Origin of the sequence: Pantoea sp. BR_17, from assembly GCF_041955125.1 — a bacterium.
GTDB classification, from domain to species: domain Bacteria; phylum Pseudomonadota; class Gammaproteobacteria; order Enterobacterales; family Enterobacteriaceae; genus Pantoea; species Pantoea stewartii.
In genome coordinates this window covers 45,285-57,253 of sequence record NZ_JAVAXT010000012.1, presented here as the reverse complement: position 1 = coordinate 57,253, position 11,969 = coordinate 45,285, and the positions used below count along the sequence as shown (strand labels likewise).

Here is an 11,969-nt window from a genome sequence, read left to right as displayed (position 1 = left end):
CAGGTTTAGATTTTACGGAAAATCAGTGAACCGTTAGTGCCACCGAAACCGAAAGAGTTACACAGCGTATATTCCAGTCCAGACACCTGACGTGCAGTGTGAGGAACGAAATCAAGATCGCAACCTTCGTCCGGGTTATCCAGGTTCAGGGTCGGTGGAACCGCCTGATCGCGCAGCGCCAGAATCGAATAGATCGATTCAACCGCGCCTGCCGCACCCAGTAAATGGCCGGTCATTGATTTAGTTGAGCTGACCATAACCTTGCTGGCAGCCTCACCAAACACTGATTTCACCGCCTGCGCTTCGGCTTTATCGCCTGCTGGCGTTGACGTGCCATGCGCGTTGACGTAACCGATCCTGTCAGGCGTCATCTGTGCATCACGCAGCGCATTGATCATCGCTGCGGCTGCGCCAGAGCCGTCTTCCGGTGGCGAGGTCATGTGGTAGGCATCGCTGCTCATCCCAAAGCCCACGATTTCCGCGTAGATTTTAGCGCCACGCTTCTTAGCATGCTCGTACTCTTCCAGTACGATAATGCCCGCGCCGTCGCCCAGTACAAAACCATCACGGTCTTTATCCCATGGACGGCTTGCCGCCTGTGGGTTGTCGTTACGTGTAGACAGTGCACGCGCCGCGCCAAACCCACCTACACCCAATGGTGTACTGGCTTTTTCCGCGCCACCTGCCAGCATCACGTCAGCATCGTTATAGGCGATGATACGTGCCGCATGACCAATGTTGTGAACGCCAGAAGTACAGGCGGTCGCAATGGAAATGCTGGGGCCTTTCAGGCCATACATGATGGTGAGATGTCCCGCCACCATATTGACGATTGTGGAAGGCACGAAGAAAGGGCTGATTTTACGCGGACCGCCGTTCACCAGCGAGGTATGGTTTTCTTCAATCAGACCCAAACCACCAATGCCCGAACCAATTGCCGCGCCAATCCGGCCTGCATTTTCCTCGGTCACTTCAAGACCGCTGTCCTGCATGGCCTGAATGCCTGCCACGATGCCGTACTGAATGAAGTCATCCATCTTGCGTTGATCTTTACGGGAAATAAAGTCATCGCAATTGAAATCTCTTACCAGACCTGCAAAGCGTGTTGCATAGGCGCTGGTATCAAAATGGTCGATCAGGTTAATGCCGCTCTGACCGGCAAGGAGAGCACTCCAGGTAGACTCTACGGTATTGCCGACAGGAGACAACATGCCAAGACCAGTCACAACTACACGACGCTTAGACACGTTCGTCCTCCAGGGAGGGAAAAAAATGACTATTGTGGGGCAAACATAAAACTCAGGCGGTCAATTGACCGCCTGAAGATATTCATTAGCCTTTGTGGCTATTGATATAGTCGATCGCTGCCTGAACGGTAGTGATTTTCTCAGCTTCTTCGTCTGGAATTTCAGTATCAAACTCTTCTTCCAGAGCCATTACCAGCTCAACGGTATCAAGAGAATCGGCACCCAGGTCTTCTACGAAAGATGCAGAGTTGGTCACTTCTTCCTCTTTCACACCCAGCTGCTCACTGATGATTTTCTTAACGCGTTGTTCGATATCGCTCATACTATTTAATTTCCTATCAAAACTCGCTTTCGCGATGGTTTTCGTAGTGTATAAAATGTTGAAAAAGATGCAACAAAATCCCGGCTGGTCTAACCACGATTTACGCTATTGTGCGGTTTTATACGCAAATAATGCAAATGATTTCGTGATTATCAGACCATATACATGCCGCCATTGACGTGCAGCGTCTCACCCGTGATGTAGGCTGCTTCGTCAGAGGCTAAGAATGCAACAGCATTAGCAATTTCCTGCGCTTCGCCTAAGCGACCCGCAGGCACTTCTGCCAGAATACCGGAACGTTGATCTTCGTTCAGTGCCCGCGTCATGTCGGTCTCTATGAAGCCCGGAGCCACGACGTTGACGGTAATGCCACGTGACGCGATTTCCCGCGCCAGTGATTTGCTAAAGCCAATCAAACCCGCTTTTGCTGCAGCATAGTTTGCCTGACCCGCATTACCCATGGTTCCGACAACGGAACCAATGGTGATGATACGTCCCATGCGCTTTTTCATCATGGCACGCATCACCGCCTTAGAAAGACGGAAAACTGATGTGAGGTTGGTATCAAGGATATCCTGCCACTCATCGTCTTTCATACGCATCAGTAAATTATCACGCGTAATGCCTGCATTATTGACCAAAATGTCCACTTCGCCAAATTCAGCGCGAATTTTCTCTAAAACGCTGTCGATGGAAGCGGCATCTGTCACATTTAACAGCAGGCCCAGTCCCTTATCGCCAAGGTAAGCACTGATCGCATCGGCACCACTTTGGCTGGTTGCAGTTCCCACCACTTTTGCACCACGTGCCGCCAGGGTTTCTGCAATCGCACGGCCAATGCCGCGGCTCGCGCCCGTTACCAGCGCTACTTTACCTTCAAAGCTCATGATTTTCCTCTTATTCCTGTGCAAGTGCCGCAGTCAATGACGCAGTATCGTTCACCGCTGCCGCAGACAGGCCATCTACGATACGTTTGGTCAGGCCAGTGAGCACTTTACCCGGACCCATTTCAATCAGTTGCGTCACGCCCTGCGCAGCCATCGCCTCTACGCTTTCTGTCCAGCGTACCGGGCTGTAAAGCTGGCGAATCAGCGCCTGACGAATCGCGTCGGCATCCGTTTCGGCTTTCACGTCGACGTTGTTAATCACCGGCACCTGGGGTGCTTTAAAGGTGAGCGTTTCCAGCGTCAGTGCCAGTTTTTCCGCCGCAGGCTTCATCAGTGCACAATGCGAAGGTACGCTGACCGGCAGCGGCAACGCGCGCTTGGCACCCGCCGCTTTGCAGGCCGCGCCTGCACGTTCTACCGCATCTTTGTTACCCGCGATAACGACCTGGCCTGGCGAATTGAAGTTCACCGGCGAAACGACTTCACCCTGCGCACTTTCTTCACAGGCTTTCGCAATGGCCGCATCATCAAGACCGATGATCGCCTGCATGGCACCGGTGCCTTCTGGCACGGCTTCCTGCATCAGTTTACCACGCAGTTCAACCAGTTTGATTGCGTCCGCGAAATCCAGTACGCCCGCACAGACCAGCGCAGAATATTCGCCCAGGCTGTGGCCCGCCATCAGCACAGGCTGTTTGCCCCCCTGCTGCTGCCAGACACGGTAAATCGCCACAGAAGCGGCCAGCAGCGCAGGCTGCGTCTGCCAGGTTTTGTTCAACTCTTCCGCGGGCCCCTGGCTCACTAACTGCCACAGATCATAACCGAGGGCCTCAGAGGCTTCACGGAACGTCTCTTCAACCACCGGATAAGCGGCAGCGAGTTCTGTCAACATGCCCACAGACTGTGAGCCCTGACCTGGGAAAACAAAAGCAAGTTGCGTCATTTTCAGTTCCTGTCAATCAAAAGCGAACCAGCGCAGAACCCCAGGTGAATCCACCACCAAAGGCTTCCAGCAAAATAAGTTGTCCGGGTTTGATGCGGCCATCGCGCACGGCTTCATCCAGTGCGCTGGGCACCGATGCGGCTGAGGTATTTCCATGACGATCCAGCGTGACTACCACTTTTTCCATGGTCATGCCCAGTTTTTTCGCCGTGGCGCTGATAATGCGAAGGTTTGCCTGATGCGGCACCAGCCAGTCCAGCTCTTCACGCGCAATGTTGTTCGCCTGCAAGGTCTCATCAACGATGTGCGCCAGTTCTGTCACGGCCACTTTGAAGACTTCATTACCTGCCATTGTCAGGTAAGCGGGTTGATCCTGATGCGCGCGATCCTGATAAGGCAGCGTCAGCAATTTGGCGTAACGGCCATCAGCATGCAGATGGGTAGAAATGATGCCCTGCTCTTCACTTTGACCCAGTACCACTGCGCCCGCACCGTCACCGAACAGAATGATCGTGCCACGATCTTCAGGATCGAGCGTACGCGCCAGGACATCAGAACCGATGACCAACGCATGTTTCACTGCACCATTTTTGATGTATTGATCGGCAACGCTTAACGCATAAGTAAAGCCTGCACAGGCCGCAGCCAGGTCAAACGCGGCGCAATCCTTGATTTCAAGCATCTGCTGAATCAGGCAGGCAGAGCTGGGGAAGGCATGACTGGAAGACGTGGTCGCCACAATGATCAGGCCCACGTCATTGGCATCGACGCCCGCCATCTCCAGGGCACGTTGTGCTGCCTGGTGGCCCATACTTGCAACAGTCTCATCCGGCGCAGCAATACGGCGCTCACGGATGCCGGTACGGGTAACAATCCACTCGTCCGAGGTCTCCACCATTTTTTCCAGGTCGGCATTGGTGCGGACCTGGCTGGGCAAATAACTGCCCGTACCGATAATTTTGGTAAACATCTAGGCTTTGTCACTCCTGGCTAATACAGCGTCCAGACGGGCGGCAATGTGTTCAGGAACCTGCCGCCTCACCGCCTGCTCGGCCTGATTGATCGCCATGGCAAAGGCATGTTGATTTGCTGCGCCATGACTCTTGATCACTGTCCCGCGCAATCCTAACAGACAAGCGCCATTATACTGGTCGGGGTTGAGATGGCCGAAACGCCTGACCAAACGCTTTTTAACCCAGCGCCCCAGCAACGTCAGCCACCACGACCGCTTTTCACCTTCTCCCGATGATTTCAGCAGAGAAAGGAACATTCTTACCACGCCTTCCATTGTCTTCAGTGTGATGTTTCCAGCGAAACCATCACAAACCAGCACGTCCGTTTTGCCGGTCAGCAAATCATTACCTTCAAGGTAACCAATGTAATTAATTTGCGGTAATGCCTTCAGACTTAACGCCGCATCGCGAATGCTTTCAAGCCCTTTATGCTCTTCATGGCCAATATTGAGAAGTGCCACGCGGGGATGCGCTATGCCCAACACTTCTTCGGCCATGACCGCGCCCATTACCGCAAACTGCACCAGCATCGCACTGTCAGAATCGACGTTGGCACCTAAATCCAGAATGACCGTCTTTCCCTGATGTTGGTGGGGTAAAACGGTCATCAACGCCGGACGCTTAATGCCGTCCAGCGGCTTCAGTAATAATGTCGCCAGCCCCATCAGCGCGCCGGTATTGCCGCTGCTGACGCAGGCCTCTGCCCGCCCTTCTTTCACCAACTCTAACGCCACTCGCATTGAACTGCCGCGGCTGTTACGTATGGCTTGTGCGGGTCGCGCATCACTTGCAATAACGGATTCGGCAGGGACAACCTGCAAACGCGCCAGCAGGGCGGAATCGGCTTTGGCAAGCAATGGCGTGAGAATGTCGGGGTCTCCGACCAGAAGAAGGATAAGTTCCGAATGAGAGGCCAGTGCCTGCAATGCTGCAGGCACCGTCACGCAGGGACCGAAATCCCCGCCCATGGCATCGATAGCCAGGGTCAAACGTGTCAAGGTATCGCCTTGCTAAGCAAAGATCTTACTTAACGATAACCTTGCGACCGCGGTAGTAACCATCCGCAGTGATGTGGTGACGCAGATGAGTTTCACCAGAAACTTTATCTACTGACAGAGCAGCAGTGGTCAGCGCATCGTGCGAACGACGCATACCACGCTTAGAACGGGTGGGTTTATTCTGTTGTACGGCCATGGACCTTACTCCTATTACTTACGCTTTAAACTGGCTAATACGGCAAATGGGTTTGGTTTTTCTGCCTCTGCAGGCAATTGGCCAAAGACCATGTCCGCCTCGGACACTTCACAGTGTTCAGAATCGTGCACCGGAACCACAGGCAGCGCGAGAATAACTTCATCCTCGATAACCGCCAGCAAGTCGATCTCACCGAATTCGTTGACATCAACCGGCTCGTACGCTTCCGGCAACGCCTCGGCCTGCTCATCAGATGAAACAGGACTGAAGCAATAGCTTACGTGAACATGATGTGGAAAAACCTGGTTGCAGCGCTGACAACGAAGCGTAACCTGAACATCAGCAGTACCCGTCAGTACTGCCAGACGCTGGTTATCAACCGCGAACGACATGGCACATTCAACATCACTGTCCACACTGACGACCGACTCAGCCACGCGCTCTACCTGTTGCGAGGTATAAACACCCTGGTAATCAAGGCGTTTTTGAGCGGTGCGGACGGGGTCCAGCGTCAGGGGTAATTTTACCTTTTGCATAGGGCGCGCATATTAACTTTGTAATCACATAGAGTCAAAGAAAAAGGCCGTTGGACAGCATCTTTCAACCACTATTCGCATCCAGTGCGGCGCACAGTTTAAAATGACTGCCACCAATTCGCTATCAATATTGAAAAAAAATGACAGCATCGATTCTTTTAGCATCAACCTCACCGTTTCGTCAGGCGCTGCTGAACAAGCTTGGCCTGCCTTTTACAGTGGATTCACCCCAGACAGATGAAACGCCGTTAGAAAATGAACGCGCAGAGGATCTGGTTACGCGCCTCGCCATAGCCAAAGCTCAGGCGCTGGCTGAGCGTTATCCACATCACTGGATCATTGGTTCCGATCAGGTCTGCGTCCTTAACGGCAGGATTACCGGAAAACCCCATACGGCGCAGAACGCAGAAGCACAGCTGCGCGCTGCCAGTGGCAACCGCGTAACCTTTTACACCGGCCTCGCCCTCTACCACCCTGCCAGCCAGCGGCTGATGCAGTGCTGCGAACCTTTTACCGTGCATTTCCGCGCGCTGAGTCAGGCCGACATCACCAACTATATAAAGAAAGAGCAACCGCTCCAGTGCGCCGGCAGTTTCAAAAGTGAAGGACTGGGCATCTGCTTATTTGACCGGCTTGAAGGGCGCGATCCGAATGCGTTGGTGGGACTACCGCTTATCGCGCTCAGCGCGATGCTGCGTGAAGCGGGCATCAATCCCCTGGGAGCGTGATGCCGCCCTGCGTCAGTTTTTTTGCTGGCGCAGCTTCGTCAGGCACTGCTGTAACGTGTCATCCAGCGGCGCTTCCATACGCAGGGTTTCCCCTGTATTCGGGTGCGTAAATGTCAACGCAGCGGCGTGCAGGAAGAGCCGATCCAGCCCCGTAGAGGCCAGTTTGCTGTCAAAGTCGCGCTCGCCGTAACGATCGTCAAAGGCGATGGGATGACCGGCGTGCAAGGTGTGTACACGAATCTGGTGCGTACGCCCGGTTACCGGACTGGCTTTGACCAGCGTGGCAAACGCAAAACGTTCTTCCACTTTAAAGCGGGTTTCCGACGGTTTGCCGTCACTGCTGACACGCACCATACGTTCACCGCTTTGCAGGATATTTTTCAGCAGCGGCGCCTGAACCACTTTGATATGCGAGGGCCAGTTGCCCTGCACCAGCGCAAGATAATCTTTCTGCATGCCCTTCTCACGCAGCTGTTCATGCAGCGAACGCAATGCTGAGCGCTTTTTGGCCACCAGTAAAATGCCGGACGTATCGCGGTCAAGGCGATGTACCAGCTCCAGAAAGCGCGCTTCCGGACGCAGGGCGCGCAGTCCTTCAATCACACCAAAGCTTAAGCCGCTGCCGCCGTGTACGGCTGTACCGGACGGTTTGTTCATGACCAGCAAATGATCGTCTTCAAAGAGGATGGCGTTAGCCAGTGAGGCAACTTTGGCCAGTTTGGGCGAGACAGCGTCCTCATCACGCTCCGCCACTCGTACTGGCGGAATGCGCACCTCATCGCCCTCTTCGAGTTTATATTCAGGCTTGATGCGTTTTTTATTCACGCGCACTTCACCTTTTCGCACGATGCGATAAATCATGCTCTTCGGCACGCCCTTTAACTGGGTGCGCAAAAAGTTATCAATACGTTGTCCGGCGTTTTCAGCCGTGATGGCGACAAACTGTACGCCGGGATTCTCTGTTTTCATGGCGGCGATTCTAAATAGTGTCCCCTGATAGCGCCACCCCTTTTTATGTGCTTAACTCTCTGCGTAGCGTCGGGATGAGCAATCAGATTGCTGGCATTTTCAACAGCCTGAATGCGCTTTCTGTCGCAGGGTTCTTAAAATGTAAAGAAAATTGATCAGTCAGTTAAAGTCACCTTGCTATATGAAGGTTAGCAGTGGAATAATGCTTAGGTTTCTTAGCTGAGGATTCAGATAAGAAAAAAAGCGAAATTAGTTATTTTGTCGGATTGAGCAGACACGCAGCAATGGCGTAAGACGTAATGCGAAATCAGGCACTTAGCGGGCTGCGGGTTGCGGCCTGGACATGAGATGGAGTGCACGGGTTTACAGAATTATCTCTCGCATTTCCACTATCTGGTGCTGTTGTTCCTTATGAAAAACAGGCCACCGACGTTATTTGCGCCCCTCGCGCGGTCGATAACCGTGAGGTTGACGACATTGCACTAAGTCACGGGGCCATCGGTTGATACTCGTCCAGGGTAACTATGCCCGCAGCTTTAATCACTCATGAAAGAATAACGAGTACGTTACGATGAAAAGAATGTTAATTAACGCAACTCAGCAGGAGGAGTTGCGCGTTGCCCTGGTTGATGGTCAACGTCTGTACGATCTGGATATCGAAAGTCCCGGACACGAACAGAAAAAAGCCAATATCTACAAAGGTAAAATCACCCGTATCGAACCCAGCCTTGAAGCGGCTTTCGTCGACTACGGTGCAGAACGTCACGGTTTCCTCCCTCTCAAAGAAATTTCTCGCGAATACTTCCCTGCTTCCTACAACGCTCACGGTCGTCCAAACATTAAGGATGTGCTGCGTGAAGGCCAGGAAGTTATTGTTCAGATCGATAAAGAAGAACGGGGTAATAAAGGCGCCGCGCTGACCACCTTTATCTCGCTGGCAGGAAGTTATCTGGTATTGATGCCGAACAATCCGCGCGCGGGCGGCATTTCTCGTCGGATTGAAGGTGACGACCGTACCGAACTGAAAGAAGCGCTTTCGGCACTGGAACTGCCTGATGGTATGGGGCTGATTGTCCGTACCGCAGGTGTAGGCAAATCAGCCGAATCGCTGCAGTGGGATCTCAGCTTCCGTCTGAAACACTGGGAAGCGATTAAGAAAGCCGCTGACAGCCGTCCTGCGCCCTTCCTGATTCATCAGGAAAGTAACGTAATCGTGCGCGCATTCCGCGATTACCTGCGCCAGGACATCGGCGAAATTCTTATCGACAACCCGAAGGTCCTGGAACTGGCGCGTCAGCATATTGCGGCTCTGGGCCGTCCGGACTTTACCAGCAAGATCAAGCTCTACACCGGCGAAATCCCGTTGTTCAGCCACTATCAAATCGAGTCGCAAATCGAGTCCGCTTTCCAGCGTGAAGTGCGCCTGCCTTCCGGTGGCTCGATTGTTATCGACAGCACCGAAGCACTGACCGCCATCGATATCAACTCGGCACGCGCTACGCGTGGTGGCGATATCGAAGAAACCGCGTTTAACACGAACCTTGAAGCAGCAGATGAAATCGCCCGCCAGTTACGCCTGCGCGACCTCGGCGGTTTGATCGTTATCGACTTTATCGATATGACGCCGGTTCGCCATCAGCGCGCGGTAGAAAACCGTCTGCGTGAGGCGGTCCGTCAGGATCGCGCCCGTATCCAGATCAGCCATATTTCACGTTTTGGCCTGCTGGAAATGTCCCGCCAGCGTCTCAGCCCGTCACTGGGTGAGTCGAGCCATCATGTCTGCCCGCGCTGTAGCGGTACCGGCACCATTCGTGATAACGAGTCACTGTCACTGTCTATTCTGCGCCTGATCGAAGAAGAAGCGCTGAAGGACAACACCAAAGAAGTGCATGCTATTGTCCCGGTGCCTGTGGCCTCTTACCTGCTGAATGAAAAACGTGAAGCGGTCAATGCTATCGAAAAACGCCAGGGCGGCGTGCGTGCGGTTATCGTACCGGACGACCGGATGGAAACGCCGCACTACTCCGTGTTGCGCGTGCGTAAAGGTGAAGAAACGCAGACGCTGAGCTATCACCTGCCTAAGCTGCACGAAGCCGAAATGGCGATGCCTTCGGAAGAAGAACATGCCGAACGTCGTCGTCCAGAACAACCGGCCCTGGCGGCATTTGTGATGCCTGATGCGCCACCGGCACCGACGGAAGCAGCGCCGGAAACGACCAAAGCGCGAACTGCGCCGGTTGCTGAAACCGCCTCTGCAACGCCATCCAACGGAACAGGCTTTGTTGGTCGCCTGCTGGCGGGCCTGAAAAAAATGTTCGCCGGTGAGCCTGCACCTGCCACGGCAGAGCCCGTTGCTGAAGTGACCGAACCGCAGAAAACCAGCGGTGAGGAGAACGGCAATCAGCGTGGCGATCGCCGTAACAACCGCCGTAACAATAACCGCCGTGAGCGCACGCCACGTAATGGTGACACCACCCAGCAGCGTGAATCTCGGGACAACCGCGAAACCCGTGACAATCGTGAACCGCGTGAAGACAACCGTCGTAATAAGCGTCAGGGGCAGTCTAACGAGGCGCGTGATGAACGTCCGGCGCTGAGCGATGAAGCTCGCCAGCAACGCGATGAGCAACAGCAGCAGCGTCGTGAACAGCGTGCTGAACGTCAGCGTCGTCGTCAGGAAGAGAAACGTGCCCAGCAGGAAGCGAACAGCGCGGTTGAACAGGCCGTTGAAACCGCTGAGCCCGTTGCGGCTGAAGCACAGGACGATGAGCGCGTTCAGGCTATGCCACGCCGCAAACCGCGTCAGCTGACGCAAAAAGTGCGCGTTGGTGACAACAATGATCAGCCTCAGCATCAGCATGCTGCCGTCGAGTCAGCAGAATCTGTTGAAGCCCGCAAGATTCAGCCGGTTGCAGAAGCCTCACAGGTCGAGGACGCGGACGAAACCGAAGCGCGTGATAACGCCAACATGCCGCGTCGCTCTCGTCGTTCACCGCGTCATCTGCGCGTCAGTGGCCAGCGTCGCCGTCGTTACCGCGATGAACGCTACCCAACACAGTCTGCTATGCCATTAGAAGCCGCATCGGCCTCACCTGAAATGGCGTCAGGCAAAGTCTGGGTGCGCTATCCGGTCGCACAGACGAACGAAGAGCAGACCACACAGGATGCAGTGAAAACCGCACAGGACGACAGCCATGCAGACACAGCACCTGCTATCGCCCTGCCTGTGGCAGCGGCCGTAGACGAGGCGCCGGTTTCACAGGCCGATCCAGTACAGGTTGCTGAACCCCAGGCAGACACACCGGTTACTGTGGTGAATACGGATGACACGCAGGCGATTGATGCCCCTGTGCATCAGGAACCCTCTGTGATTCCTGCGGCTGCAGAAGCCCGCGCCGACGCCGTTGCGCAGCAGGCACAACCTGCCGATGTTACGGCTGAAGACGCGCATAAGTCCGACGTGACCGCCGCGCCTGAGGTTGCCCAACACGAGCACGTTGAGCCCGCAGAGCAGGCCGGTACGGCGGTGAGCCCGACAACCGAAGCTCAGGTTGACGCGGTGTTAAATGCACCGGTTGCTGCAGAGGAAACCGTTGCACCCATCACCGAACCGCATGCGCCTGTGGCTGCGCGCGACGTTGCTGTAGAAGCCCTCCAGGCCAATGCGGAAACGCGTTGGAAGCACTTTGCGTCAGCCCCAATGACCAAAGCGCCTGCGCCAGCATGGCAACCAGAGCCTGCGCGTCACAGCGACTGGCAGCGTCCTTCCTTCAATTTTGAAGGCAAGGGTTCTGCGGGCGGCCATAGTGCTACCCACCAGGCAACGGCCCCTGCGACCAAGCCATAAGCACGGTTCGCAGACGTGATAAACCCGGCTCCGGCCGGGTTTTTTATTGTCTGTAACGGACATTTCGGGTGAGGTATGCAGGCAGAAACACCACGGAAGGATCATCCTGAGGTATGTAATCAGGGCGTCATTAGCCCGATCCGTGCAGCGCGGCGTCAATCATGCAGCAAAGGTTCTCCGCACAGGTCGCCATGTTAATTGAGCTGCGAAAGAGGCATTACGCAAACAAAAAAAATCCCACCGTCCCTGTAGGACGATGGGAAAAACTAAGCGCACCCGGTTA

Annotated in this window: 11 protein-coding genes; 2 read left to right on the top strand and 9 right to left on the bottom strand. The window is 54.5% G+C overall.

Going from position 1 to position 11,969, the window contains the following annotated elements:
- Window positions 1-5 precede the first annotated feature (5 nt).
- The 8 genes from fabF to yceD form a co-directional block, all read right to left on the bottom strand.
- Complete coding sequence (gene fabF / locus RAC60_RS17520) at window positions 6-1,247, bottom strand: beta-ketoacyl-ACP synthase II (RefSeq protein WP_033737555.1); 1,242 nt, start codon at window positions 1,245-1,247, stop codon at window positions 6-8.
- A gap of 85 nt (window positions 1,248-1,332) precedes the next feature.
- Window positions 1,333-1,569 (bottom strand): acyl carrier protein, encoded by a 237-nt coding sequence (gene acpP / locus RAC60_RS17515; protein ID WP_003849865.1) that lies wholly within the window; start codon window positions 1,567-1,569, stop codon window positions 1,333-1,335.
- Between the two features lie 152 nt (window positions 1,570-1,721).
- Complete coding sequence (gene fabG / locus RAC60_RS17510) at window positions 1,722-2,456, bottom strand: 3-oxoacyl-ACP reductase FabG (RefSeq protein WP_006118833.1); 735 nt, start codon at window positions 2,454-2,456, stop codon at window positions 1,722-1,724.
- A gap of 10 nt (window positions 2,457-2,466) precedes the next feature.
- Window positions 2,467-3,399 (bottom strand): ACP S-malonyltransferase, encoded by a 933-nt coding sequence (fabD, locus tag RAC60_RS17505; RefSeq protein WP_006118832.1) that lies wholly within the window; start codon window positions 3,397-3,399, stop codon window positions 2,467-2,469.
- 16 nt (window positions 3,400-3,415) lie between these two features.
- Window positions 3,416-4,369 carry a beta-ketoacyl-ACP synthase III gene (locus tag RAC60_RS17500; RefSeq protein WP_006118831.1) on the bottom strand — a complete coding sequence of 318 codons (954 nt, stop codon included), beginning with the start codon at window positions 4,367-4,369 and terminating at the stop codon, window positions 3,416-3,418.
- Entirely contained in the window at window positions 4,370-5,410 is a 1,041-nt protein-coding gene (gene plsX, locus RAC60_RS17495) for a phosphate acyltransferase PlsX (RefSeq protein ID WP_033737556.1), read from the bottom strand.
- A gap of 25 nt (window positions 5,411-5,435) precedes the next feature.
- Window positions 5,436-5,606 (bottom strand): 50S ribosomal protein L32, encoded by a 171-nt coding sequence (rpmF, locus tag RAC60_RS17490; RefSeq protein ID WP_003849870.1) that lies wholly within the window; start codon window positions 5,604-5,606, stop codon window positions 5,436-5,438.
- A gap of 14 nt (window positions 5,607-5,620) precedes the next feature.
- Window positions 5,621-6,142, bottom strand: a complete 522-nt coding sequence (yceD, locus tag RAC60_RS17485; RefSeq protein WP_058701389.1) for a 23S rRNA accumulation protein YceD — start codon at window positions 6,140-6,142, stop codon at window positions 5,621-5,623.
- A gap of 140 nt (window positions 6,143-6,282) precedes the next feature.
- Between yceD and RAC60_RS17480 the strand changes: the two genes are divergently transcribed.
- On the top strand, window positions 6,283-6,870 hold the full coding sequence (locus RAC60_RS17480; protein ID WP_058701390.1) for a nucleoside triphosphate pyrophosphatase: 588 nt from the start codon (window positions 6,283-6,285) through the stop codon (window positions 6,868-6,870).
- Between the two features lie 12 nt (window positions 6,871-6,882).
- On the opposite strand, the gene rluC is transcribed toward RAC60_RS17480, so the two are convergent.
- Window positions 6,883-7,839: a 23S rRNA pseudouridine(955/2504/2580) synthase RluC gene (gene rluC / locus RAC60_RS17475; RefSeq protein ID WP_039341117.1), complete on the bottom strand. Its 957-nt coding sequence runs from the start codon at window positions 7,837-7,839 to the stop codon at window positions 6,883-6,885.
- 571 nt (window positions 7,840-8,410) lie between these two features.
- Here rluC and rne point away from each other — a divergent pair.
- Window positions 8,411-11,686, top strand: a complete 3,276-nt coding sequence (gene rne / locus RAC60_RS17470) for a ribonuclease E (protein ID WP_375094084.1) — start codon at window positions 8,411-8,413, stop codon at window positions 11,684-11,686.
- Window positions 11,687-11,969: the final 283 nt, after the last annotated feature.

Coding starts and splice junctions, on each gene's coding strand:
- rpmF (WP_003849870.1), bottom strand. CDS start 5,606: ATGGCCGTACAACAGAATAAACCCACCCGTTCTAAGCGTGGTATGCGT.
- RAC60_RS17480 (WP_058701390.1), top strand. CDS start 6,283: ATGACAGCATCGATTCTTTTAGCATCAACCTCACCGTTTCGTCAGGCG.
- fabG (WP_006118833.1), bottom strand. CDS start 2,456: ATGAGCTTTGAAGGTAAAGTAGCGCTGGTAACGGGCGCGAGCCGCGGC.
- fabD (WP_006118832.1), bottom strand. CDS start 3,399: ATGACGCAACTTGCTTTTGTTTTCCCAGGTCAGGGCTCACAGTCTGTG.
- yceD (WP_058701389.1), bottom strand. CDS start 6,142: ATGCAAAAGGTAAAATTACCCCTGACGCTGGACCCCGTCCGCACCGCT.
- RAC60_RS17500 (WP_006118831.1), bottom strand. CDS start 4,369: ATGTTTACCAAAATTATCGGTACGGGCAGTTATTTGCCCAGCCAGGTC.
- rne (WP_375094084.1), top strand. CDS start 8,411: ATGAAAAGAATGTTAATTAACGCAACTCAGCAGGAGGAGTTGCGCGTT.
- acpP (WP_003849865.1), bottom strand. CDS start 1,569: ATGAGCGATATCGAACAACGCGTTAAGAAAATCATCAGTGAGCAGCTG.
- rluC (WP_039341117.1), bottom strand. CDS start 7,839: ATGAAAACAGAGAATCCCGGCGTACAGTTTGTCGCCATCACGGCTGAA.